Raw genomic sequence first — 22,436 nt, forward strand, 5'->3', positions numbered from 1 at the left:
GACAATGGTGCCGATTCGACCGTGGCGAGCCTTCCGGGTTCGACGGTCATTCAAGCCGCCTATTGTCCCTTAAAACGGCGCGCGTGCCGAGGAACTGTTACCTCAGACCCCAGGCTGCGCCGCCGGGCGGCCAACCCCGTCAAAGGATGGGGGGAGGATGGCGCCGCTCTCCGGTCACAACCTCTGCCCTCCAAGCGGGAGGGTCGACCATCGGGAGGTCCAGCCGCCGCGCAAGGCGGTGCCATTTTCATGCTGCTTCTGCGGTAGGGCGGACTCTTGTCGATGCGTCGGGCGAATCATCCCATCGCAGGAGAAGAACAATGACAAGAGTATTGCGCCCCTGGCCGCTTGCCCTGGGCTCCTGGTGCCTGATCGCGGTTCCCGCGCAGCAGGCCGAGGCGTCCGGTTATCACTTCGGCTCACAGTCGGTGTCCGCCCAGGGCACCGCCCATGCCAACGGCGCCGAAGCGGCCGACGCCTCGACCATCTTCTACAACCCCGCCGGCATGGCCCGCCTGCCCGGCAACCAGGTCACCGGGGGCCTGACCATTCTGCTGCCCAAGGGCGAGTACGATGACGACGGCTCCACCGACGTGTTCGGCAACCGCACCGGCGAGGGCGACGGCGACGCCGGCTCCTACCTGCCGGACGCGGCCGCCGCGCCGAACTTCTACTTCTCCCACCAGGTGAACGACACCATCAACATCGGACTGGGCATCTTCACACCCTATGGCGCCAAGCTCGATTACGAGAAGGACTGGAGCGGCCGCTACGGTATCCAGTCGGCCTCGCTGGAAACCGTCACCTTCAACCCGAGCATTTCCTTCCGCCTCAACGAACACCACAGCGTCGGCTTCGGTGTCTCGGCCCAGTACATCCGCTCCATCCAGCGCGGCGCGGCCGACGTGAAGGGCGCCTCGCGGCAACTGGCCGGACAGTTCGTCAAGGAGAACCAGGATGTCACCGAACTGGCCGCTTCGCCCCTGGGGCAGGCGGTGATCCCGCTGGTCTACGGCGTGCAGGTGCCGGAGGAGGTGACCAGCTGTAACGGCCAGAGCGGTGATGCCTTTGTCGACTGCGTGGCGAAGAACTTCTCCGACAACGTCCAGGGCGACGGTTACTTCCGCGTGAAGGGCGACGACTGGGGCTACGGCTGGAACCTCGGCTACCTGTGGGAACCCACGGAGAGCACGCGCTTTGGTATCGCCTACCGCTCGCGGATCAAGCATGAGCTGGAAGGCAAGACCAAGTGGAGCTTCTCCGACGTGCAGGGTACGGTGCCCTCGCCGGATACCGACCTCAGCGGCGGCCTGGACCTGGGCATCATCGAACTGCCGCCCAAGGACGCCATCCAGCAATTGTTCGACCCGGACCAGTGGGTCAACCCCGGCCAGTTCGCCGCCACCCGGCTGCACCCCAACTCCAACGCCAAGGTCACCATCGACACGCCCGAATCGCTCTCCATCAACGGCTTTCACCAGCTCAACGACAAGGTTGCGCTGATGGCCGACGTGACCTGGACGCGCCACTCGCGGCTGGACTCGGTGGATATCGGCATCGACCAGGTGCAGGGCTACCCGTACTTCAATGGCGTCACCGAGGGGGACCTGAGTGTCAAACAGGACTGGAAGAACACCTACAAGGTCTCCCTGGGGATGAACTACCAGTTCAACGACGACCTGCTGCTGCGCAGCGGCATCGCCTACGACAAGACCCCGGTCAGCGGCGACGGGCTACGCCACCCGGCCTTTCCCGACGCCAATCGCAAGTGGCTGTCGCTGGGGGCCAACTACCAGTTCACCAAGGACACCTCGGTGGACCTGGCCTACAGCTTCGTGAAGTTCGACAGCGGCAAGATGGACTACGCCGACGGCTGCTCGCCGGCTGGCTGGGCGCCCGGTTCCGGAGGGCTCTACGTCGACAGCGGCGTGCGCTGCACCGGTAACGGAGGCAACTACAAGGGCGAATACAAGCAGCAGATCCAGTTCATCGGCCTGGCGCTCAACCACAGCTTCTGAAGGTCGTTTATCTCGAAGCCACCGCGCCGTCCGCAGGGAGGTGGGCGGCGGCTCTGGTACAATCGGCGGTCCGCAACCGTCGTCCCGTTCGAGCCTTCGATGTCCCGTCCGCTTTCCCTCATCCCGGTGGCTGCAGCATGAGCCACGCCGTTGCCCGCCTTCGCGATGAACGCCTGGCCCGCTGCATCAAGCCGTTCTTCGCCCGTGGCTCACGCTCGCCGCGCTGCCCCGGTTGCCGCCTGCGGCCGAACTACTGCATGTGCAGCCTGCGCCCGCAGGTCGAGTCCAACTCGGCGATGTGCCTGGTGATGTTCGACACCGAACCGCTCAAGCCCAGCAACACCGGCTGGCTGATCGCCGAAACCGTGCCCGAGACCTGGGCCTTCGGCTGGTCGCGCATCGAGGTCGACCCGGCGCTGCTGGCGCTGCTCGACGATCCGCAGTGGCAGCCGTACGTGGTGTTCCCTGGCGAGTTCGTCCAGCCCGAGCGCGTGGTCACCACGGTGGAGCCGCAGGACGGCAAGCGCCCGCTGTTCATCCTGCTCGACGCCACCTGGAACGAGGCGCGCAAGATGTTCCGCAAGAGCCCTTACCTGGACCGTTTCCCGGTGCTGAGCATCACCCCCGATGCGCTGTCGCGCTACCGCCTGCGCCGCTCCAAGTTTGACGAGCACCTGTGCACCGCCGAGGTTGCCGCGCTGTGCCTGGGGCTGGCCGGCGACCGCCGCGCCGGTGATGCGCTGGATGCCTACCTGGATGTGTTCAGCGAACGTTACCTGGGCTCCAAGCGCCAGCAGCCGCTGGACGAGCAGAGCCCGGCGCATCAGGCGTTGAGGCCGTTTACCCAGCGATAACCTGACTCGCCAACGCAACCTTTGCAGGCGCGGGCCAGGCCCGCGCCTGCAGGGGGGATTCGGTGTTTCAAGCCGCCTTGGCGTCAGCCTTCTTCGGCCACAGCTGAGCAACCAGCATGCCGGCGAGCATCAGCGCGCAGCCGAAGTAGCCGCGTACATGCAGAGTTTCGTTGAGGAACAGCGCGCCGGCGATGGCGGCGAACACGGCTTCCAGCGAGAGGATGATCGCCGCGTGGGAGGCGATGGCGTGCTTCTGCGCGATGACCTGCAGGGTGAAGCCGGTGGCGACGCCGAACAGGCCGCCGTAGAGCAGGGCAGGGCCGGCCTGGAGGATGGCGTCGAGGTGGATCTCCTCGAACACCAGCGCCAGGATCATGCTCACCACCGCGCAGGTGGCGAACTGCAGGAAGGCCAGGCGGATCGGGTCGTAGCGGCTGGCGAACAGGCCCACCAGCAGGACGTGGCCGCCCCAGACGAAGGCGCCGGTCAGTTGCAGCCAGTCACCGGAAGCGACGTGGAAGTCCGGGCCGATGCTCAGCATCGCCATGCCGGTCACCGCCAGCGCAGCGCCGATCCAGGTGCCCGTGCCGGCGCGATGACCGATCAGCAGGCCGAGCAGCGGCACGATGATGACGTACAGGCCGGTGATGAAGCCGGAGTTGGTCACGCTGGTGAACATCAGGCCGACCTGCTGCAGGTTGATCCCCACGGTCAGCGCGGTGCCGATGGCCAGGCCCGCCAGGATCAGCCCGCGGTTGAACGGCTGGGCGCCGCGCTTGCTCGACCAGGCCAGCAGCGGCAGCAGTGCCACGGCGCCGAGGGTGAAGCGCAGGCCGGTATAGAGGAAGGGACCGATGGCATCCATCCCGAGGCGTTGCGCGACGAAGGAGACCCCCCAGATCATCGCGGTGAACAGCATCAGGAAATCGGCGCGCAGCGCATGGCTTTTCATCTTGTTCTCGTAACGGGCAGGAAAAAAAGCGGAACTCTGCCGTAACGCCGGGCCTTTGGAAAGGGGACGGGGTTCCCGGCGGGCACAGTGGCAGGGGCTTTCAGGCCATTGTGCATGTACTGCGAGGGACGTATTCGCGGCGGACAGCGAAGCCGCTCTTTGCGTACAATGTGACAAGTAGTGCTCTATCCGTGCTCCGACCTTTCGTGCGCAAGTCTGGCTGTTATCCGCGGCGGGACTTCGGCGCGGCCTTCAAGGAAAATTCATGGCTTCCTACGAGATCCTGATCGCTGACGATCACCCGCTGTTCCGCAGTGCCCTGCACCAGGCCCTGACCATCGGTCTCGGCCCCGAGGCGCGGCTGTCGGAGGCGGCGAGTATCGCGGAGCTGGAGACGCGCCTGAACGAGAAGGCCGACTGGGACCTGGTCCTGCTGGACCTGAACATGCCCGGCGCCTATGGCTTCTCCGGCCTGGTGCTGCTGCGCGGGCAGTACCCGCAGATTCCGGTGGTGATGGTCTCGGCCCAGGAAGACGCCGCCGTGGTGCAGCGCTCACGCGAGTTTGGCGCCAGCGGTTTCATTCCCAAGTCCAGCGAGCTGAGCGTGCTGCAGCAGGCTGTACGCGCGGTGCTCGATGGCGATGTCTGGTGGCCGCCGCAGGTGGACGCCGTGACCGAGATGAGCGACGACGTGCGCGCCGCCAGCGCCGGTCTGGCCAGCCTCACCCCGCAGCAGTTCCGTGTGCTGACCATGGTCTGCGAAGGTCTGCTGAACAAGCAGATCGCCTTCGAGCTGAGTGTCTCCGAAGCCACGGTGAAGGCTCACGTGACGGCGATCTTCCGCAAGCTGAATGTGCGCACCCGTACCCAGGCGGCGTTGCTGCTGGCGCAGATGGAGTCGGTGCCGGGGGCCTGAGGCCTGAGGCCCGTCACACTCAGCCCCTGAGGTCGTCACATTCTGTAATGGCCTTGACCCCTTTTTGACGATCGCTGGTATAGAGTGCCGCGACCTTTGCCTGTGAGAACCACACGTGTCCGCCTCCCCCTTCAAGGGCCAGACCGGCCTGAAACGCATCTTCAACGCCGCCGGCTACTCCCTGGCCGGCTTCGCCGCCGCCTTCAAGGGTGAAGCGGCCTTCCGCCAGCTGGTGCTGATCAACGTCATCCTGATTCCGCTGTCGTTCTTCTGCGACGTGACCCGCGGCGAACGCGCGCTGATGATCGCCGTGTGCCTGCTGGCGCTGATCGTCGAGTTGCTCAACTCCGCCATCGAGGCGGTGGTGGACCGGGTTTCCCTGGAGCGTCACCCGCTGTCGAAGAACGCCAAGGACATGGGCAGCGCCGCCCAGTTCGTCGCGCTGACCATCATCACCGTGACCTGGGCGGGCATCCTGCTCGGCTAAACGGTTTTCTGCAGGGGCTTTCGTAGGGCGAATAACGCGTCAGCGTTATCCGCCAGCAAGAGCCGGCGGATAACCTGTTCCAGGTTATTCGCCCTACGCAGCGTTAGGTTTCGCGTCAGGGGATCATCGGCAGGACGATGTCGTCGCTGCGCGTCACCCCGGCGGTTTCGCTGCGGCACAGTTCGAGGAACTCGCGCATGGTCGCGGTCTGGTACTTCTGCCGGTGCCAGATGAAGTAGAACTGCCGGCGCAGGTCCAGATCCGGCGTTTCCACCGGTACCAGGCTGCCACGGCGGAAAGCGTCGCGCAGGGCCAGGCGCGAGATGCAGCCGATGCCCAGCCCCGACTCCACCGCACGCTTGATCGCCTCGGTGTGTTCCAGCTCCAGTCGCACGTTCAACGGCTCCACGTGATGGCGCATGGCCTGGTCGAAGGTCAGCCGTGTGCCTGAGCCCTGTTCCCGCAGAATCCACGCTTCCTCCGTCAGCCGCTCCAGGCTCGCGCGGCCTTCACGGGCGAGCGGGTGCTGCGGCGCGCAGAAGACCACCAGTTCATCTTCCATCCATGGCTGCACCTCGATGTCCGGGTGCTGGCAGTCGCCTTCGATCAGACCCAGGTCCAGCTCGTAATGAGCCACGCGCTGCACCACATGGGCGGTGTTATGCACGTGCAGACGCACCCGACAGTCCGGCTGGCGCTGCATGAAAGTGCCGATCAGCAGCGTCGCCAGGTAGTTGCCGATGGTCAGGGTGGCGCCCAGGTCCAGCGAGCCGAAGGCGCTCTTGCCGTTGAGCATGTTCTCGATCTCGCTGCCGCGGTCGAGCAGGGCCACCGCCTGGGGCAGCAGCTGGCGGCCGAGGGCGTTGAGCGTCAGGCGTTTGCCGGAGCGGTCGAACAATTTGCAGTCGAACTGTCGCTCCAGCTCGCCCAGCGAGGTACTGGTGGCCGACTGCGACATGGACAGGGCTTCGGCCGCGCGGGAGACGCTTTCCTGCTGGGCGACGGCGACGAAGACTTCGAGCTGGCGCAGGGTGAACTTCATGCTGTGGGGCTCCGGAGAAGGCTGCGCGACATTTCGTCACCCCGGCGTAGGAAGCACCTGACGGTATCCTTTCGCGGCGACTGGGCGGCCTTATCTGCGTTTTGGATTAGCAATATCCAGATAATTTATTTTGCGGATATTGTCGCCGCCTATAAAATGTCGCGCAATTGCGCTACGTCCGGGATCTGCTGGGGTGCGCCACGTTTCTCCTAGGAGTCCTTGATGAGCAACCTGTACACCGAGCGCGTTCTCAGCGTGCACCACTGGAACGACACCCTCTTCAGCTTCAAGACCACCCGTAACCCGGGTCTGCGCTTCAAGACCGGTCAGTTCGTGATGATCGGCCTGGAAGTCAACGGTCGTCCGCTGATGCGCGCGTACAGCATCGCCAGCCCGAACTACGAAGAGCACCTGGAGTTCTTCAGCATCAAGGTCCCGGACGGTCCGCTGACTTCGCGTCTGCAGCACCTGAAGGAAGGCGACGAGCTGATGGTCAGCCGCAAGCCCACCGGCACCCTGGTGCTGGATGACCTCAAGCCCGGTCGGCACCTGTACCTGCTGAGCACCGGCACCGGCATGGCGCCGTTCCTGTCGGTCATCCAGGACCCGGAAGTCTACGAGCGCTTCGAGAAGGTCATTCTGGTCCACGGCGTACGCTGGGTCAGCGAACTGGCCTACTCCGACTTCATCACCAAGGTCCTGCCGGAGCACGAGTACTTCGGCGACATGGTGAAAGAAAAACTGATCTACTGCCCGCTGGTTACCCGTGAAGAGTTCCACAGCATGGGCCGCCAAACCGACCTGATGCGCAGCGGCAAGCTGTTCGCCGACATCGGCCTGCCGCCGATGAACCCGCAGGACGACCGCGCGATGATCTGCGGCAGCCCGAGCATGCTCGACGAGACCAGCGAAGTGCTGAACGGCTTCGGCCTGCAGATCTCCCCGCGCATGGGCGAGCCGGGCGACTACCTGATCGAGCGCGCCTTCGTAGAGAAGTAAACCGCGCACGACAGCTCAGTCGAAAGAGCGCCGCGACTCCTTTTGGGGGCGCGGCGTTTTTTTATGCGCGGATGCCTGTGGCGGGGGACGTAGGGCGCATTACGCCAGTGGAGTTATCCGCCGAATTGGCGGATAACCCTTGCCGCGGGTTATGCGCCCTACGCGAGCGTCGAGGCACGGCCTATGACAGGCGCTGGCCGGAAACCGCCGGGTGATACAGCGGCTGCACCTTGTTCCCCGCCGGGTCGAGCAGGTGGAAGCTGCGCGCGCCGTCGCCATGGTCGAAAGGGCGGTCCAGCAGGGTCACGCCGCGTGCCTTGAAATACTGGTACCAGGCTTCCAGCTCTTCCACGCTGTCGACGACAAAGCCGTAGTGGTCCATGGTCTGCAGGCCGTTGGCCGCGCCGAAGCCGCGCCCCAGGGAGAGGTTGTCGTTGCCGCAGGTGAGGTAGACCAGGTCTTCGTTGGCGCGATTGAGCACCTGCATGCCGAGCACGTCGACGTAGAAGTGCTCGCACTCCTCGAGGTTCGGTACCAGCAGGGCGAGGTGGCGCAGGCCGTTGAGTCGGCCGGGGCGGGCAGGGAGATCGGACATGGATGCGGTTCCTTTTTTGTATACAATTTTATTTCAAATTTAAAACAAAAGGAGCGCCCTGTGTACAGTCTGTTCATCAAGACCCGCGTGAAGCCCGGCAGCGCCGAGGATTTCCTCCACGCCATCAAGGCCAATGCCGCCGCTTCCGTGTCCAGCGAACCTGGCTGCCTGGTCTTCGATGTGTCCCAGGATCGCCTCGATCCGGACGTGATCTACCTCTACGAGATCTACCGCGACGACGCGGCCTACGAGGCGCACACGCAAACCGCGCACTTCCGCGACAGCCGCCCGCTGGTGGAACCGCTGATCGTCGAGCAGGAGTGCTTCGAGAGCGACGTGATCGCCCTCAATCCGGTGGACTGACGCCGGCTTCAGTCGGCGGCGGGTTGCAGGTCCAGCACGCGGATTTCGCCGTCGGCGGGGTAGTGCCAGTGCACGTCGAGGTCCCACAGGCGCACGCCATAGCGGCGCTCGGGCGGCGGCTTCTGGTAGGCCGGGCGTGGGTCCTGGGCGAGGCACTGCTCGACCAGTTCGTGCACCGGCTGGCCGAGGCGCAGGCCGTGCTCATGGGCCTGGCGCAGGGCTTCGTCGCTCCAGTGCACGGCAATGGGGACGGGTGGCGTGTCGGCGATGGTGTTGCGTGCGTCCGGCACGCTATCGGCATAAGGCACGTAGGGCTTGATGTCGATGACCGGGGTGCCATCCAGCAGGTCGATGCCGGACAGCCAGAGGCGGCCGGGCTCGACCTTCTCCAGCTTCACCACCGACTGGCCAAGACCATTGGGGCGGTGGGTGGCGCGGGTGGCGAACACGCCCATCGACTGGTTGCCGCCCAGGCGCGGCGGGCGCACCTTCAGCCGCGGCTTGTCTTCCAGCGCCTGATGGAAGAGGAAGATCAGCCAGACGTGGCTGACCTGCTCCAGGCCTGCCACCGCGTCGCCGGTATCGAATGGCGGCAGCAGTTCCAGCACGCCGGTCGCGGCCGGGGCCAGTTGCGGCTGGCGCGGAATGGCGAACTTCTCCTTGAAGCAGGAGCGGACGTGGCCGATCGGCGAGATGCTGTGGGACATGGCGGCACGGGCTGTTGCAGGGGCCGCCATGGTACCCGATTCCCTTCGTAGCGGGGCTCAGCCGAGGTGGAAGCCGCCGTCGATGGGGATGATGTTGCCGGTCATGTAGGCGCCGGCGGCGCTCGCCAGGCTGATTGCCAGGGCGGACATCTCTTCCTCGCGTCCCCAGCGGCGCATGGGGATGACGGCGGTGTCCTCGGCCATGGCCTGTTCGTCGTTGGCGATGTGGCGGGTCATCTTGCTGGGGAAGCGGCCGGGGGCGATGACGTTGACGTTGATGTGGTCCTTCACCAGTTCGCGGGCGAGCATGCGCGACAGCTGGTGCAGTGCGGCCTTGCTCGGGCCGTAGGCGTAGGCGCTTTCGCCGTGGGAGGTGAGGCCGGCCACCGAGCCGATGTTGATCACCCGGGCCGGGTTCTGCGCGCTGCCGCCTTTCTTCAGCAGCGGCAGCAGTTGCTGGATGCAGCTGAACACGGCAGTGACGTTGAGCTGCATGACCTTCTCCCAGCCCGAGGCCGGGTAGCTTTCCAGCGGTGCGCCCCAGGTGGTGCCGGCGTTGTTCACCAGGATGTCGAGGTGGTCCAGGCGCTCGTTCAGCTCGGCGGCCAGGGCGCGGGCACCTTCCTCGGTGGCGAGGTTGGCCGGCAGACCGATGCACTCGCCGTACTGCGACAGCTCGGCGGCGGTATCGGCGCAGGCGGCGCCATCACGGGCGCAGATGATTACCTTGGCGCCGGCTTCGAGCAGGCCCTGGGCGATCATCCGGCCGATGCCACGGGTGCCGCCGGTGACCAGGGCGGTCCGTCCGGCGAGGGAAAAGTACGGGTGCATGAGCCTCTCCTGGCTGGGTTTTCGCCTCACCCTAGCGGGATCGCCGGGGCGCTCCGAGCACTATCCAATCGGCAAATGCCGACGCATTACGCGATGGCTGCATTTTCTTAACCTGCACATAACCATCGCTGCCCTAGTGTCCAGCGCACGTTCGAGAGGCCGGGGGCCGGGTGATGCAGGGTTGGAGTAACGATCGCAAGGCGCTGGCGCTATTGCTGGGCGCCACGCTGGTGCTGCTGGTGTTCGGGCTGGGCTGGCGCGAGGTCTGGGGACCGGAAGTGCGCTGGGCGGACATTTCATTGCAGATGCTGCAGTCGGGCGACTACTTCGACCCCTACCTGCGTGGCGCGCCGTACTACGACAAGCCGCTGTTGTCCTACTGGCTGATCACCGCGCCCGCCAGCCTGTTCGGCCTCAATCACTGGACGCTGCGTCTGAGTACCGTGCTGGCCGGGCTGGGCAGCGTCTGGCTGACCTGGTGGCTGGGCGAGCGCCTGTTGCGCAAGGGCACTGGAGTGCTGGCCGGCTGGCTGCTGGCGACCACCTTCTACTTCCTGTTCTGGGCGCGGGTGGCGACGGCGGACGTGCTCACGGTGTTCGGCGTGCTGGCGGCGCTGGCCTGGTACTGGCGTGATCCGGAGAACACACGGTTCTCCGGCTACCTGGGCTTCTTCCTGATCCTGTCACTGACGTCGCTGTGCAAGGGGCTGATCGGATTCGTCCTGCCGGGGCTGGTGCTGTTGCCGCACCTGTTCAGCGAGAGGCGCTGGCGTCGGCACCTGAACCTGCGGCTGCTGGCGGCGCTGGTGGTGGCCGGCGCGGCCTACGCGATTCCCTTCGTGCTGTCGCACTTCTACGGCCAGCCCAGCTACGGTGAGAGCGGCCTGGCGCTGGTCTTCCGCGAGAACGTCGTGCGCTTCTTCCAGCCCTTTGACCACGAGGGGCCGATCTACACCTACCTGCTTTACCTGCCGGCCTACACGCTGCCCTGGGCGCCGTTGTGGATACTCGGCCTGTGGTTCGCCGCGCGCCGCTGGCAGCAACTGCAACCCAACGCCCGCTGGCTGGTCTGGGCACTGGTGCTGCTGTTCGCCTTCTTCACCGCCAGCGGCGGCCGGCGCAGCTACTACGTGCTGCCGCTGGTGCCGTTCGCCCAGTTGCTGGCGGCCTGGTGGGTGGTCGAATCGCGGCACGAGCGCGGGCTCGCGGGGCCGGGGCGTATCTGGCCTCGGGTGGTGGGCGCGGGAGCGGTGCTGATGCTGCTGGTGGTTGGCGTGGCTTATCCGTGGAGCAACGGCGGTGGCGGGGTTCCGCTGTTCGCCAAGGAGGTGCGCGCCGCGGCGGAGCAGACCGCGCCCTGGTCGCAGTGGCGGGTGCTGATCCTCGGCGATGACGATGCGCGCCTGCCGATGTACCTGGAGCAGCGCGGCGAACGCCAGGCGCATCCGTTCCTCTATATCCACTCCGGTTATCCACAGGGCGACAGCGCCGCGCTGTTCGACTGGCTGCGCAAGACTACCGGCGAGGACTGGGACCCCGCACGCACGCTGATCATTTCCCAGGTGACCCACGAAGGAAAGCAGCCGCTGAACTGGCTGACGGCGGATCACCGGCTGATCGAGTCGAGGCTCAACAATGGCCAGCGCCTGGGCCATGCGAAGAACAAGGAGGCCAGCCTGGCGTATCTGCCAATAGGCAAGCCGCTCAGCGCGAACGCAACGTCCGGCGCAACAGAAACAGGTACGGTGGCAGATTGACCGCCACCACCACCAGGCCGAGGACGACCTGTGTCGCTTCGGTCAGGCCGGCGGGGTAGATCAACGGGATCAGGTAGTGCTCGACAAAGCCGGCGCTGTAGCCGCTGTCGCCGGCCAGCGCGCGGAAGTGGTTTTCCAGCGGAGTGAGCGGGCAGTAGAGGTGGAGGAACTCCACCGCCATGCCCCAGGCCGCCGCCGGCACGTGCAGCCAGGCCAGGCACGGCCTGCGCAGCACCAGCAGGCCGCCGAGCAGCACGAAGAGGATGAACCCCAAGTGCAGCAGGACGACGGCGTCGGCGGCCAGACGATAGAGCACGGCGGCCTCAGCGCTGCTGGCGCTGGGTCAGTCCCTTGAGGAAGTTGCGCAGCAACTGGTCGCCGCAGGGGCGGTAGTTGTTGTGGCCGGGTTTGCGGAACAGTGCACCCAGTTCGGTCTTGGTGACGATGAAGCTGACGCTGTCGAGGATCGCGAGGATGTCGTCATCGCGCAGCTCGAAGGCGACGCGCAGCTTCTTCAGGGTGATGTTGTTGGTCAGCGGCAGTTCCACCGGCGGTAGCGGGCGCGATTCGTCGCGGCCACGGCGATGCACGATCAGGCCGTCGAGAAAGTGCGCCAGCACGCGGTCGCTGCACGGCTTGAAGTCCGGCTCGTCGTCGCGGGCGAGGTAGGCGCCGATTTCCTCGGCACTGACGTTGAACCCGGCCAGCGCGGTGATCTCGGCCACCTGGGCATCGCGGATGTCCAGCAGGTAGCGCAGGCTGCGCAGCACGTCGTTGTTGGTCATGTTCTTACCCTTGAAATGAAAAGCCCCGCTTCAGCGGGGCTTTTGCGGATCAGACCAGTTCGGCCCAGAGGTCGTACTCGTCGGCGTCGGTGATGCGTACACGCACCTTGTCGCCCGGCTTCACGTCGAAGCTGTCGATGTACACGGCGCCGTCGATTTCCGGGGCGTCGGCGTAGGAGCGGCCGACCGCGCCTTCATCGTCCACTTCGTCGATCAGCACGTCGATTTCCTTGCCGATCTTCAGTTGCAGGCGGGCGGCGGAGATCGCCTGCTGGTGCGCCATGAAGCGCTCCCAGCGGTCCTGCTTGACGTCATCGGGTACGACGTCCAGGCCCAGGTCGTTGGCCGGAGCGCCTTCCACCGGGGAATACTGGAAGCAGCCGACGCGGTCGAGCTGGGCTTCGGTCAGCCAGTCCAGCAGGTACTGGAAGTCTTCCTCGGTCTCGCCGGGGAAGCCGACGATGAAGGTGGAGCGGATGGTCAGCTCGGGGCAGATCTCGCGCCACTTCTTGATGCGCGCCAGGGTCTTGTCCTCGAAGGCGGGGCGCTTCATGGACTTGAGCACTTTCGGGCTGGCGTGCTGGAAGGGGATGTCCAGGTAGGGCAGCAGCTTGCCCTGGGCCATCAGCGGGATCACGTCGTCGACGTTGGGGTACGGGTAGACATAGTGCAGGCGCACCCACACGCCCATCGAGGAAAGCGCCTCGCACAGCTCCAGCATGCGGGTCTTCACCGGCTGGCCGTCCCAGAAGTCCAGCTTGTACTTCAGGTCCACGCCGTAGGCGCTGGTGTCCTGGGAGATGACCAGCAGTTCCTTCACGCCGGCCTTGACCAGGCGCTGGGCTTCGCTGAGCACGTCGCCGACCGGCCGGCTGACCAGCTTGCCGCGCATCGACGGGATGATGCAGAAGCTGCAGCTGTGGTTGCAGCCTTCGGAAATCTTCAGGTAGGCATAGTGACGCGGGGTCAGCTTGATGCCCTGCGGCGGCACCAGGTCGATCAGCGGGTTGTGCTCGGCCTTGGGCGGGATCACCTCGTGGACGGCATTGACCACCTGCTCGTACTGCTGCGGGCCGGTCACGGCCAGCACGCTGGGGTGCACGTCACGAATGCTGTCTTCGGCGACACCCATGCAGCCGGTGACGATCACCTTGCCGTTCTCGGCGATGGCTTCGCCGATGGCATCCAGAGACTCGGCCTTGGCGCTGTCGATGAAGCCGCAGGTGTTCACCACCACCACGTCTGCGTCCTGGTAGGTGGGAACGATTTCGTACCCTTCCATGCGCAGCTGGGTGAGGATGCGTTCGGAGTCGACGGTCGCTTTCGGGCATCCGAGCGAGACGAATCCGACTTTGGGTGTGGCGGTGGACATGTGCGGCTAACCTCGAAGGGCGCGCTGGCGGCGCCTCTGATCAAAAAGTGCGCAATTCTAGCGGCGTCCCGCGCACTTGACCAGCCTCTCTGGGACAAGCTGTCGCACGCCGCCGGACAGCCCCGTTCGCCCGGTAATTCCGGGCAACACGCTCTATAGTCATTCAGAACCTTCGTACCCGGCTCTTGCATCGACGAAAGGGTCGGAGCAGGATGCGCCGAATTTTTTTGAGGAATTTTGTTACATGTCCGATGCAAGCGCCGGCACCGTTGAGCATGAGCAGCCCCATTCGAGCTCCGCGATCGGCCTGATGGTCGGCGCCGTGGGCGTCTGCTACGGCGATATCGGCACCAGCCCGCTGTACACCCTCAAGGAAGTCTTCGTCGGCGGATATGGCGTACAGGCCAACCACGACGGCGTTCTCGGCGTGTTGTCGCTGATCTTCTGGTCGCTGATCTGGGTGGTGTCGATCAAGTACGTGATCTTCGTACTGCGCGCCGACAACCAGGGCGAGGGCGGGGTGATGGCGCTGTCCGCGCTGGCTCGCCGCGCCGCCGCCGGGAAGCATCGGTTGCAGGCGATGGTGGTGATCGCCGGCCTGATCGGTGCGGCACTCTTCTATGGCGACAGCATGATTACCCCGGCAATCTCGGTCCTCTCGGCCATCGAGGGCCTGGAGATCGCCTTCGACGGCCTGGAGCACTGGGTGGTGCCGCTGTCGCTGATCGTGCTGGTCGGCCTGTTCCTCATCCAGAAGCACGGCACTGCGCGCATCGGCATTCTGTTCGGCCCGGTGATGGTGGCGTGGTTCCTCGCGCTGGCGGCGCTGGGAGCCTACGGCGTGTCGCGGCAGCCGGAAGTGCTGAAGGCGATGAACCCGGCCTGGGCCTTCAACTTCTTCGTTTCCCATCCGGGCATCGGCGTGGCCATCCTCGGCGCCACCGTGCTGGCGCTGACCGGCGCCGAAGCGCTGTACGCCGACATGGGCCACTTCGGCCGCAAGCCCATCGCCCGTGCCTGGTTCGCCCTGGTGCTGCCGGCGCTGGTGCTGAACTACTTCGGCCAGGGCGCGACCATCCTGGTCAACCCGGAAGCCGCGCGTAACCCCTTCTACCTGACCGCGCCGGGCTGGGCGCTGGTGCCGATGGTGGCGCTGTCCACTGCGGCGACGGTGATTGCATCGCAAGCCGTAATTTCCGGCGCCTTCTCGCTGACCCGCCAGGCCATCCAACTCGGCTTCGTGCCGCGCATGTCGATCCAGCACACCTCCAGCCACGAGCAGGGGCAGATCTACATTCCGGGCGTGAACTGGGCGCTGATGGTCGGCGTGGTCCTGCTGGTGCTGGGCTTCGAATCCTCCGCCGCCCTGGCCTCGGCCTATGGCGTGGCGGTGACCGGGACCATGCTGATGACCACCCTGCTGATGGGCGTGGTGGTCTGGCTGCTGTGGAAGTGGCCGCTGTGGCTGGCGATTCCGTTCTTCCTGATGATGCTGTTCGTCGACACTCTGTTCTTCGCCGCGAACCTGCCCAAGGTCGTTCAGGGCGGTGCCTTCCCGGTGATCGCCGGTATCGGCCTGTTCATCCTGATGACCACCTGGAAGCGCGGCCGCCAACTGCTGGTGGACCGCCTCGACGAGGGCTCTCTGCCGCTGCCGCTGTTCATTTCCAGCATCCGCTCGCAGCCGCCGCACCGTGTGCAGGGCACCGCCGTGTTCCTCACTGCCCGCACCGACGCCGTGCCCCATGCGCTGTTGCACAACCTGCTGCATAACCAGGTGCTGCATGAGCAGGTCGTGCTGCTCACCGTGGTCAACGAAGACAGCCCGCGCGTGCCGCCGGACCGTCGCTTCGAGGTGGATGCCTACGGCGAGGGTTTCTTCCGCGTGGTGCTGCACTTCGGCTTCATGGAAGACCCGGACATCCCGCAGGCGCTCAAACTGTGCCACCTCAACGAGCTGGACTTCAGCCCGATGCGCACCACCTACTTCCTCAGCCGCGAGACGGTGATCCCGTCCAAGCTGATCGGCATGGCGCGCTGGCGCGAGGCGCTGTTCGCCTTCCTGCTGAAGAACGCCAATGGCAACCTGCGTTACTTCAACCTGCCACTGAACCGGGTGATCGAGTTGGGGACGCAGGTGGAAATCTGATTTTTCGCTGTGTGAAAAAACGCGCCCAATGGCGCGTTTTTTCATTGTGGGTGCAGCCCCGTGCTGATGGCTCTTCGCAGGGGCGAGCTGCATCGCTGTGCAGGAATCAGGATCGCCCCCCGACCGCCACCACAGGCTCGCGGGGTTGGGCCAAGACGGCCGGAGGACGATGTTCGCTGAAGGTCAGCCCTGGCTGGTGCTGCCGCCCCATTCGAGGAAGCGGACCTTGTGGGTCTCGCCGTTGTGATCCTGGTAGACCATGAATGCCGGCACGATGCCGACCTTGCCGGAGTTGTCGGTGCGGTGCAGAACCTTGTCGACGTCCAGGGACATGCCGTAGTGGTATTCGGTAACCGGCAGTTCGGCGCCGGGGTTCTTGATTGCGTCCTGGGCAAAAGCCATCGGGGCGAGGCTGGAGATGACAGCCGACACGACAGAGGCAAGCTTCATTCTTTATTTCCTCGGTGAAGGGCCCGCTCGGGGTCCCTTGAATGGGATTTTGAAAGCCCCACCGGGGAGCACTGGCATCGATGATGTCTGTCCTGGGGTCCAGACAGGGCAGGGGACGATGCTTCAGGCGTCCATCAGGTGGCGGGGCACGGGAGTGATATTCCTCCTCGGGCTGCCCGCCGGGAAATTGATGTGCTTGCTAATGAAAATTGATGGAGGTGATGCGGCGCTCTGTCGCAGGTGCGCGCCCGAGGTAGCGCGCTAGGGCTGCCAGTCGCGCCAGTGCTCGCAGTCGCCCTGGCAGCGGCCGGGGCAGGCGCAGCCAGTGCGGCTGCGGCCCGTGGCTTTCTCCATGCGCTGGGCGGCTTCTTCGTCATCGGCGAAGGGCAGCATGCTGGCCTCCTCAATGCCGCGCTCGCGGTGCGCCCGCAGGCACCAGCCGACGCCGAAGTACAGCGCCAGCAGGCCGACCAACCCCAGCCAGAGCGTCATCTCAGGCCATCCGCTCGGCGATGCGCAGGGCTTCCGGGCGCGCCTGGCGCACGGTCATCCAGGTGTTCCAGGCCATCAGCAGCATGCCGCCGAGGAACAGCATGCCGCCGCTCATGCGCACCACGAAGCCGGGATGGCTGGCCTGCAGCGCTTCGACGAAGGAATAGGTGAGCGTGCCGTCGGCGTTCACCGCGCGCCACATCAGGCCCTGGGTGATGCCGTTGACCCACATCGAGGCGATGTAGAGGACCGTGCCGATGGTGGCCAGCCAGAAGTGTGCGTTGATCAGACCGATGCTGTGCATCTGTTCGCGACCGAAGACCTTGGGAATCAGGTGGTAGAGCGAGCCGATGGAAATCATCGCCACCCAGCCCAGTACGCCGGCATGGACGTGGCCGATGGTCCAGTCAGTGTAGTGAGACAGGGCGTTGACAGTCTTGATCGCCATCATCGGACCTTCGAAGGTCGACATGCCGTAGAACGCCAGGGAGACCACCAGGAAGCGCAGGATCGGGTCGGTGCGCAACTTATGCCAGGCGCCGGAGAGCGTCATCATGCCGTTGATCATGCCGCCCCAGCTGGGCGCCAGGAGGATCAGCGACATCACCATGCCCAGCGACTGCGCCCAGTCGGGCAGCGCGGTGTAGTGCAGGTGGTGCGGGCCGGCCCAGATGTACAGGGTGATCAGCGCCCAGAAGTGCACGATGGACAGCCGGTAGGAGTACACCGGTCGCCCGGCCTGCTTGGGCACGAAGTAATACATCATGCCGAGGAAGCCGGTGGTGAGGAAGAAGCCCACCGCGTTGTGCCCGTACCACCACTGCACCATGGCATCGGTGGCGCCGGAGTAGACCGGGTAGGACTTGAACCAGTCCACCGGAATGGCCAGGTGGTTGACGATGTGCAGCATTGCCGTAACGAGGATGAAGGCGGCGAAGAACCAGTTGCCCACATAGATGTGCGAGGTCTTGCGCTTCATCAGCGTGCCGAAGAACACCACCGCGTAGGCGACCCAGACGATGGCCATCCACACCGCGCCGGTGAATTCGATCTCGGCGTATTCCTTGGTGGTGGTGTAGCCCAGCGGCAGGGTGATCATCATGGTCACGATCAGCGCCTGCCAGCCCCAGAAGGTGAAGGCGGCGAGGCTGTCGGAAAACAGCCGCGTCTGGCAGGTGCGCTGCACCGTGTAGTAACTGGTGGCGAACAGTGCGCAACCGCCGAAGGCGAAGATCACCAGGCTGGTATGCAGCGGGCGCAGGCGCCCGAAACTGGTCCAGGGCAGGTCCAGGTTCAGTTGCGGCCAGACCAGTTGGGAGGCGATCAGAACCCCCATGGCCATGCCGATGACGCCCCAGACCACCGTCATGATGGCGAACTGGCGGACCACCTTGTAGTTGTACGCCTGCTCCGTGCTTTTCGTGTTCATGCTCGATTCCCGCTTGTGTCAGAACGTCCGGGCGCGCCATGGACTGCGAGTCCGACGCGCTTCGGTGAGCGGGCAATCTAGGAAAATGCGCGGGCAGGAAACAGATTCAGATAGGCCGCGCAAATACGGATCAGCGGCCTGCGGTGCGGAATCAGGCGATGTCCAGCCGTCCTGCGAGGAAATGCCGCAGGCGTTCCTGCAGGTAATCCACCGCCTGGTCGTGGGCGAGGTATTCGCTGACGCGCATCAGGCGCCAGTACTGGCCTTCGTCGCCAAAGCGGATGGCCTCGAACTCGGCCTGTTCCAGGCGCGCCACCAGGAGCCACGCCCAGGGCGCCGGGCCATGGGTGGCCGGGTAGCGGCGCTGCCATTCGATGCGCTGCTCGTCCAGGCGCAGGGCGAATTCTTCCTCCAGTTCGCGCAGCGCGCATTGCGCCGGCGTTTCGCCGCCTTCGCGGCCGCCGCCGGGGAAGTCCCAGCAGCCGGGGTAGGGGATGCCGGGCTTCTCGTCGCGCTTGTAGACCACCAGCTGGCCGCCGTGGAACAGCGCGAGTTTGGCGCCGGTGAAGTCGTCTTCTGGCTGCATGGCTATCTTCCCCCTGTAAGTCGACTAGTCTTTCCCGACTGCGGACGGTGCTTTGCTGCCCGCAAGCGCGTATGATGCGCGACCTTTTTTATTCGTTGCATGCCACACCGGGAGGTGCCCAGATGACCGACACGCACGAAAACCTTGAAGAACTTACCCCAGCCCCGGCCGGCGAGAAACTGCAGAAAGTCCTCGCCCGCATGGGCGTCGGCTCGCGCCGCGACGTCGAGGCCTGGATCGAAGAAGGCCGCGTCAAGGTCAATGGCGCCGTGGCCACCCTTGGCCAGCGCGTGGGCGACCGCGACGCCATCGCCGTCGATGACCGCCTGCTCAAGCGCGAGAAGATCGAAGAGCACGTCCGTCGCGTGCTCATCTACAACAAGCCCGAAGGCGAAGTCTGCACCCGCGACGATCCCGAAGGCCGTCCGACCGTATTCGACCGCCTGCCGCGCCTGCGCAGTGGCCGCTGGATCAACGTCGGCCGCCTGGACATCAACACCACCGGCCTGCTGATGTTCACCACCGACGGTGAGCTGGCCAACCGCCTGATGCACCCGTCCTACGAAATGGACCGCGAGTACGCCGTGCGCGTGCGTGGCGAAGTCGACGAAGAGATGATCGAGCGCCTGAAAGCTGGCGTGATGCTCGAAGACGGCCCGGCCAAGTTCAGCGACATCCAGGAAGCGCCGGGTGGCGAAGGCTTCAACCACTGGTACCACGTGGTGGTGATGGAAGGCCGTAACCGCGAAGTCCGCCGCCTGTGGGAATCCCAGGGCGTGGTGGTCAGCCGCCTGAAGCGCGTGCGCTTCGGACCGGTCTTCCTGACCTCCGAGCTGACCATGGGCCGCTACCGCGAGATGGGCCAGCGCGAGCTGGACATCCTCAGCGAGGAAGTCGGCCTGACGCCGATCGCCCTGCCGGCGGTCTCCACCAAGACCAAGGAAAAGGTCGAGCGCCAGGAGCGCAAGCTCGGCAAGAAGCTGGCGCCCAGCGAGCGTCCTGGCCGTGGCTCGCGTACCCGCACCGAGCGCGCCGAAGGCGAGCGTCCGCAGCGTGCTCCGCGTCCGGCTGCTGGTGAGCGTCCGGCCCGTGCTCCGCGCGATTCGGACGAGCGCCCGGCTCGCGCTCCGCGTGATGCAGGCGACCGTCCGGCGCGCGCCCCGCGCGGTGACTCCGCCGACAGCCGCGCCCCGCGCAAGCCGCGTGACGCCGGTGGTGATCGTCCTGCTCGTGCTCCGCGCGATGCGGGTGATCGTCCGGCTCGTGGACCGCGCAGCGATGCTGGTGAAGGCCGCGCTCCGCGCAAGCCGCGTGACGCCGGTGGTGATCGTCCTGCTCGCGCTCCGCGTGACGGCGCCGATCGTCCGGCCCGTGGCCCGCGCAGCGATGCCGGCGAAGGCCGTGCTCCGCGCAAGGCGCCAAGCGACCGTCCGGCTCGCGAGAAGGGCGCTCCGCTGGCCGAGCGTCCCGGCAAGCCGGTCGCCCGCAAGCCGATCGCCAAGCGTCGTCCGCAAGCTGCCGGTGACGGCATGCGTCCGGGCTTCAAGCGCTAAGCGATAGCGGAAAATGAAGAAGGGCTCCTCGGAGCCCTTTTTTATTGCCTGCGATTGGGTGGGAAAGCATTGCGCTGTCGACCCGGCAGTGCTCCTGCAGTCGAGGCAGGCGTCAGCTGGCGCAGGCCAGCCGGTTGCGGCCGTCGCGCTTGGCTTCGTAGAGGGCGTTGTCTGCCCGACGCAGGAGATCGTCCACCGACTCGCCGCCATTGAGTGTCGCGCAGCCCAGGCTGATGGACAGCGGCAAGCGCTTGCCGTCGGCGGCCAGGTTCAGCTCCTCCACGGCAGCGCGAAGCCGTTCGCCCACCTGCACGGCGGAGACGCCGGGGGTGTTGGAGAGCAGTACGAGGAACTCCTCGCCGCCGAAGCGGAACACCATGTCGACGTTGCGCAGGCTGTTCTTCAGTGCCGTGGCCACGGCGCGCAAGGCGTCGTCGCCGACGCTGTGGCCGTGCTCGTCGTTGATCTGCTTGAAGTGGTCAAGGTCGAGCATGAGGATCGACAGCGGCAGCAGGTGCCGCCGTGCCACCTCGACCTCGCGGCCCAGGGTCTGGTCCATGGCGATGCGGTTGCCGGTGCCGGTCAGCGCATCACGCAGTGCCGACTGCACGGCGGCGCGGTAGAGCAGGGCGTTGCGCAGCGGGTAGAGCAGGCAGGCCATCAGCGATTCCAGCTGCGACAGCTCGGCCTCGGAGAAGCGCCGGGCGCGGCGGAAGCTGATCTCGCCGAGGTATTCGCTACCGTGGGTCAGGCGGTAGTCGGCGTTGTGCCGGGCCGCTTCACCGAACTCCAGGCGCAGGTCGGCGCCGGCGTGGGAGTAGGCCATGTATTCCACCGGCAGCATCTGCTGGATCTCGCGGAAGAACACCGCCAGGATGCGCTCGGCCTCCAGGCTCACCTGCAATTGCAGGTTCAGCTGCTGGCGCAATTCCAGCAGGTCCAGCGGACGCCGCGAGAGGGCGCGGGTGTCCTGGCTGGCTGCGCGCTGGAGCTTGGCAGCATCGAAATCGATGGTGTTGGACTGCTTGGGAGGAACCATGGCGGTGACCATTTTTACGGCGTTTGCGGAGGACAGAGCGATTTCCGTGCCAGGGCGCGGAAAGGCCTGAAAAGACGCCGTATTGACCGACCGATGGCGGTCAGGGTTCCCGAGGGGCGGAAGGTTTCGCCAGAAGTCTGGCGAAATAGTGGCACTTTGCCGGAGGTGGTGAGAGATGGAGCCGGAAAATTGGCGGAAAGCGGCGTGGTTGCTGGGCTGCAGGCCAACGCCGCTGGTACGTCAGTGCCGAATCTTCAGGGGCGGAATCAGTCCTGAGCGTTGAAGGCCTGCCCGTTCACACCCTGGCTGTCCGGGCCCATGAGGTACAGGTAGACCGGCATGATCTCTTCCGGCGCCGGGTTGTTGTAGGCGTTCTCGCCCGGATAGGCGTGGGCGCGCATGGCGGTTCGGGTAGCACCGGGGTTGACGCTGTTGGCGCGCACGCGGGTGATGTCCTCGCACTCGTCCGCCAGTACCTGCATCAGGCCTTCGGTGGCGAACTTCGACACCGCGTAGGCGCCCCAGTAGGCCCGGCCCTTGCGGCCGACGCTGCTGGAGGTGAAGACCACCGAGGCGTCCTCGGAGAGCTTGAGCAGCGGCAGCAGGGTATGGGTCAGGCTGAACATGGCGTTGACGTTCACCTGCATGACGCGGGTGAAGTTGTCGGTGGAAATCTGCTCGATGGGCGAACGCAGGCCGAGGATCGAGGCGTTGTGCAGCAGGCCGTCGAGCTTGCCGAATTCTTTCTCGATCATCGCCGCCAGTTCGTCGTACTGGTGCGGCAGGGTGGTTTCCAGGTTCAGCGGAATCACCACCGGTTCCGGATGACCCGCGGCGACGATCAGGTCGTAGACCTCGTTGAGGTAGTCCTCGGTCTTGCCCAGCAGCAGTACGGTGGCGCCGTGGGCGGCGAAGGCGAGAGAGGCGGCCCGGCCGATACCGCGGCCGGCGCCGGTCACCAGGATCACGCGGCCCTTGAGTAGGTCGGGGCGGGCGGAATAGTCGAACATGGTTTCTCCTTGGCGGAGCCCGTCAGCGCGACGGGCTCCCGGGAAGTCGG

At 65.6% G+C, this 22,436-nt stretch carries 23 protein-coding genes; 9 read left to right on the top strand and 14 right to left on the bottom strand.

Annotated elements, in window-relative coordinates; all coding sequences use genetic code 11:
- Window positions 1-320: 320 nt before the first annotated feature.
- Together IB275_RS08250 and IB275_RS08255 are read left to right on the top strand one after the other, a co-directional pair.
- A complete protein-coding gene (locus IB275_RS08250) occupies window positions 321-2,018 on the top strand; it encodes an OmpP1/FadL family transporter (RefSeq protein WP_192289305.1) in 1,698 nt (565 codons plus the stop codon).
- Between the two features lie 137 nt (window positions 2,019-2,155).
- The gene (locus IB275_RS08255) at window positions 2,156-2,872 is read left to right on the top strand and encodes a tRNA-uridine aminocarboxypropyltransferase (protein ID WP_192289303.1); all 717 of its coding nucleotides are present in this window, start codon (window positions 2,156-2,158) and stop codon (window positions 2,870-2,872) included.
- A gap of 67 nt (window positions 2,873-2,939) precedes the next feature.
- Here the strand turns inward: IB275_RS08255 and IB275_RS08260 are convergent, their stop codons facing one another.
- The gene (locus IB275_RS08260) at window positions 2,940-3,824 is read right to left on the bottom strand and encodes a DMT family transporter (protein WP_081517924.1); all 885 of its coding nucleotides are present in this window, start codon (window positions 3,822-3,824) and stop codon (window positions 2,940-2,942) included.
- Window positions 3,825-4,089: 265 nt separating this feature from the next.
- On the opposite strand from IB275_RS08260, the gene erdR reads away from it, so the two are divergent.
- Both erdR and IB275_RS08270 read left to right on the top strand, forming a co-directional pair.
- Window positions 4,090-4,740 carry a response regulator transcription factor ErdR gene (gene erdR / locus IB275_RS08265; RefSeq protein ID WP_024765291.1) on the top strand — a complete coding sequence of 217 codons (651 nt, stop codon included), beginning with the start codon at window positions 4,090-4,092 and terminating at the stop codon, window positions 4,738-4,740.
- A gap of 115 nt (window positions 4,741-4,855) precedes the next feature.
- On the top strand, window positions 4,856-5,227 hold the full coding sequence (locus tag IB275_RS08270; RefSeq protein WP_024765290.1) for a diacylglycerol kinase: 372 nt from the start codon (window positions 4,856-4,858) through the stop codon (window positions 5,225-5,227).
- Window positions 5,228-5,342: 115 nt separating this feature from the next.
- On the opposite strand, the gene IB275_RS08275 is transcribed toward IB275_RS08270, so the two are convergent.
- Entirely contained in the window at window positions 5,343-6,269 is a 927-nt protein-coding gene (locus IB275_RS08275; RefSeq protein ID WP_081517925.1) for a LysR family transcriptional regulator, read from the bottom strand.
- Window positions 6,270-6,491: 222 nt separating this feature from the next.
- Between IB275_RS08275 and fpr the strand changes: the two genes are divergently transcribed.
- Window positions 6,492-7,268 carry a ferredoxin-NADP reductase gene (fpr, locus tag IB275_RS08280; RefSeq protein ID WP_081517926.1) on the top strand — a complete coding sequence of 259 codons (777 nt, stop codon included), beginning with the start codon at window positions 6,492-6,494 and terminating at the stop codon, window positions 7,266-7,268.
- A 181-nt stretch (window positions 7,269-7,449) separates the two neighbouring features.
- Here the strand turns inward: fpr and IB275_RS08285 are convergent, their stop codons facing one another.
- Window positions 7,450-7,863, bottom strand: a complete 414-nt coding sequence (locus IB275_RS08285; RefSeq protein ID WP_192289301.1) for a VOC family protein — start codon at window positions 7,861-7,863, stop codon at window positions 7,450-7,452.
- Between the two features lie 60 nt (window positions 7,864-7,923).
- On the opposite strand from IB275_RS08285, the gene IB275_RS08290 reads away from it, so the two are divergent.
- Window positions 7,924-8,226, top strand: coding sequence for a heme-binding protein (locus IB275_RS08290; protein WP_138212700.1), 303 nt, complete (start codon window positions 7,924-7,926; stop codon window positions 8,224-8,226).
- 8 nt (window positions 8,227-8,234) lie between these two features.
- Here the strand turns inward: IB275_RS08290 and tsaA are convergent, their stop codons facing one another.
- Together tsaA and IB275_RS08300 are read right to left on the bottom strand one after the other, a co-directional pair.
- Window positions 8,235-8,933 carry a tRNA (N6-threonylcarbamoyladenosine(37)-N6)-methyltransferase TrmO gene (gene tsaA / locus IB275_RS08295; RefSeq protein ID WP_192289299.1) on the bottom strand — a complete coding sequence of 233 codons (699 nt, stop codon included), beginning with the start codon at window positions 8,931-8,933 and terminating at the stop codon, window positions 8,235-8,237.
- 57 nt (window positions 8,934-8,990) lie between these two features.
- Entirely contained in the window at window positions 8,991-9,764 is a 774-nt protein-coding gene (locus IB275_RS08300; protein WP_151186354.1) for an SDR family oxidoreductase, read from the bottom strand.
- Window positions 9,765-9,937: 173 nt separating this feature from the next.
- On the opposite strand from IB275_RS08300, the gene IB275_RS08305 reads away from it, so the two are divergent.
- Window positions 9,938-11,521: an ArnT family glycosyltransferase gene (locus tag IB275_RS08305; protein ID WP_192289297.1), complete on the top strand. Its 1,584-nt coding sequence runs from the start codon at window positions 9,938-9,940 to the stop codon at window positions 11,519-11,521.
- Here the strand turns inward: IB275_RS08305 and IB275_RS08310 are convergent.
- From IB275_RS08310 to rimO, 3 genes are read right to left on the bottom strand one after another with little or no spacing between them, the layout of a single operon-like run.
- The gene (locus tag IB275_RS08310) at window positions 11,469-11,837 is read right to left on the bottom strand and encodes a DUF2784 domain-containing protein (RefSeq protein WP_192289295.1); all 369 of its coding nucleotides are present in this window, start codon (window positions 11,835-11,837) and stop codon (window positions 11,469-11,471) included. The two genes, IB275_RS08305 and IB275_RS08310, sit on opposite strands and share 53 nt — an antisense overlap.
- 7 nt (window positions 11,838-11,844) lie before the next feature.
- A complete protein-coding gene (locus tag IB275_RS08315; RefSeq protein ID WP_081517933.1) occupies window positions 11,845-12,306 on the bottom strand; it encodes a YehS family protein in 462 nt (153 codons plus the stop codon).
- 49 nt (window positions 12,307-12,355) lie between these two features.
- The gene (gene rimO / locus IB275_RS08320; RefSeq protein ID WP_081517934.1) at window positions 12,356-13,678 is read right to left on the bottom strand and encodes a 30S ribosomal protein S12 methylthiotransferase RimO; all 1,323 of its coding nucleotides are present in this window, start codon (window positions 13,676-13,678) and stop codon (window positions 12,356-12,358) included.
- Window positions 13,679-13,922: 244 nt separating this feature from the next.
- Between rimO and IB275_RS08325 the strand changes: the two genes are divergently transcribed.
- On the top strand, window positions 13,923-15,827 hold the full coding sequence (locus tag IB275_RS08325) for a potassium transporter Kup (protein ID WP_081517935.1): 1,905 nt from the start codon (window positions 13,923-13,925) through the stop codon (window positions 15,825-15,827).
- Window positions 15,828-16,010: 183 nt separating this feature from the next.
- Here IB275_RS08325 and IB275_RS08330 read toward each other — a convergent pair whose 3' ends face one another.
- The 4 genes from IB275_RS08330 to IB275_RS08345 form a co-directional block, all read right to left on the bottom strand.
- Window positions 16,011-16,277, bottom strand: a complete 267-nt coding sequence (locus IB275_RS08330) for a DUF2790 domain-containing protein (RefSeq protein WP_138215160.1) — start codon at window positions 16,275-16,277, stop codon at window positions 16,011-16,013.
- 261 nt (window positions 16,278-16,538) lie between these two features.
- Window positions 16,539-16,769 (bottom strand): cbb3-type cytochrome c oxidase subunit 3, encoded by a 231-nt coding sequence (locus IB275_RS08335; RefSeq protein ID WP_192289293.1) that lies wholly within the window; start codon window positions 16,767-16,769, stop codon window positions 16,539-16,541.
- A 1-nt stretch (window position 16,770) separates the two neighbouring features.
- The gene (gene ccoN, locus IB275_RS08340) at window positions 16,771-18,198 is read right to left on the bottom strand and encodes a cytochrome-c oxidase, cbb3-type subunit I (RefSeq protein ID WP_192289291.1); all 1,428 of its coding nucleotides are present in this window, start codon (window positions 18,196-18,198) and stop codon (window positions 16,771-16,773) included.
- 151 nt (window positions 18,199-18,349) lie between these two features.
- Window positions 18,350-18,784, bottom strand: a complete 435-nt coding sequence (locus IB275_RS08345; RefSeq protein WP_192289289.1) for an NUDIX hydrolase — start codon at window positions 18,782-18,784, stop codon at window positions 18,350-18,352.
- Window positions 18,785-18,906: 122 nt separating this feature from the next.
- On the opposite strand from IB275_RS08345, the gene rluB reads away from it, so the two are divergent.
- Window positions 18,907-20,337 (top strand): 23S rRNA pseudouridine(2605) synthase RluB, encoded by a 1,431-nt coding sequence (gene rluB, locus IB275_RS08350; protein ID WP_151186359.1) that lies wholly within the window; start codon window positions 18,907-18,909, stop codon window positions 20,335-20,337.
- Between the two features lie 112 nt (window positions 20,338-20,449).
- Here the strand turns inward: rluB and IB275_RS08355 are convergent, their stop codons facing one another.
- On the bottom strand, window positions 20,450-21,376 hold the full coding sequence (locus tag IB275_RS08355; RefSeq protein ID WP_192289287.1) for a GGDEF domain-containing protein: 927 nt from the start codon (window positions 21,374-21,376) through the stop codon (window positions 20,450-20,452).
- Window positions 21,377-21,642: 266 nt separating this feature from the next.
- Complete coding sequence (locus IB275_RS08360; RefSeq protein ID WP_138215154.1) at window positions 21,643-22,386, bottom strand: YciK family oxidoreductase; 744 nt, start codon at window positions 22,384-22,386, stop codon at window positions 21,643-21,645.
- Window positions 22,387-22,436: the final 50 nt, after the last annotated feature.

It is taken from the genome of Pseudomonas sp. PDM21, from assembly GCF_014852505.2.
Taxonomy (GTDB): domain Bacteria; phylum Pseudomonadota; class Gammaproteobacteria; order Pseudomonadales; family Pseudomonadaceae; genus Pseudomonas.

Excerpts from the sequence above, each read along its gene's own strand:
- IB275_RS08355 (WP_192289287.1), bottom strand. The coding sequence starts at position 21,376 with ATGGTTCCTCCCAAGCAGTCCAACACCATCGATTTCGATGCTGCCAAG.
- rimO (WP_081517934.1), bottom strand. The coding sequence starts at position 13,678 with ATGTCCACCGCCACACCCAAAGTCGGATTCGTCTCGCTCGGATGCCCG.
- IB275_RS08275 (WP_081517925.1), bottom strand. The coding sequence starts at position 6,269 with ATGAAGTTCACCCTGCGCCAGCTCGAAGTCTTCGTCGCCGTCGCCCAG.
- tsaA (WP_192289299.1), bottom strand. The coding sequence starts at position 8,933 with ATGTCCCACAGCATCTCGCCGATCGGCCACGTCCGCTCCTGCTTCAAG.
- IB275_RS08255 (WP_192289303.1), top strand. The coding sequence starts at position 2,156 with ATGAGCCACGCCGTTGCCCGCCTTCGCGATGAACGCCTGGCCCGCTGC.
- ccoN (WP_192289291.1), bottom strand. The coding sequence starts at position 18,198 with ATGAACACGAAAAGCACGGAGCAGGCGTACAACTACAAGGTGGTCCGC.
- IB275_RS08285 (WP_192289301.1), bottom strand. The coding sequence starts at position 7,863 with ATGTCCGATCTCCCTGCCCGCCCCGGCCGACTCAACGGCCTGCGCCAC.
- IB275_RS08330 (WP_138215160.1), bottom strand. The coding sequence starts at position 16,277 with ATGAAGCTTGCCTCTGTCGTGTCGGCTGTCATCTCCAGCCTCGCCCCG.
- IB275_RS08360 (WP_138215154.1), bottom strand. The coding sequence starts at position 22,386 with ATGTTCGACTATTCCGCCCGCCCCGACCTACTCAAGGGCCGCGTGATC.
- IB275_RS08325 (WP_081517935.1), top strand. The coding sequence starts at position 13,923 with ATGTCCGATGCAAGCGCCGGCACCGTTGAGCATGAGCAGCCCCATTCG.
- erdR (WP_024765291.1), top strand. The coding sequence starts at position 4,090 with ATGGCTTCCTACGAGATCCTGATCGCTGACGATCACCCGCTGTTCCGC.
- IB275_RS08335 (WP_192289293.1), bottom strand. The coding sequence starts at position 16,769 with ATGACGCTCTGGCTGGGGTTGGTCGGCCTGCTGGCGCTGTACTTCGGC.
- fpr (WP_081517926.1), top strand. The coding sequence starts at position 6,492 with ATGAGCAACCTGTACACCGAGCGCGTTCTCAGCGTGCACCACTGGAAC.
- IB275_RS08345 (WP_192289289.1), bottom strand. The coding sequence starts at position 18,784 with ATGCAGCCAGAAGACGACTTCACCGGCGCCAAACTCGCGCTGTTCCAC.
- IB275_RS08260 (WP_081517924.1), bottom strand. The coding sequence starts at position 3,824 with ATGAAAAGCCATGCGCTGCGCGCCGATTTCCTGATGCTGTTCACCGCG.
- rluB (WP_151186359.1), top strand. The coding sequence starts at position 18,907 with ATGACCGACACGCACGAAAACCTTGAAGAACTTACCCCAGCCCCGGCC.
- IB275_RS08250 (WP_192289305.1), top strand. The coding sequence starts at position 321 with ATGACAAGAGTATTGCGCCCCTGGCCGCTTGCCCTGGGCTCCTGGTGC.
- IB275_RS08300 (WP_151186354.1), bottom strand. The coding sequence starts at position 9,764 with ATGCACCCGTACTTTTCCCTCGCCGGACGGACCGCCCTGGTCACCGGC.
- IB275_RS08315 (WP_081517933.1), bottom strand. The coding sequence starts at position 12,306 with ATGACCAACAACGACGTGCTGCGCAGCCTGCGCTACCTGCTGGACATC.
- IB275_RS08305 (WP_192289297.1), top strand. The coding sequence starts at position 9,938 with ATGCAGGGTTGGAGTAACGATCGCAAGGCGCTGGCGCTATTGCTGGGC.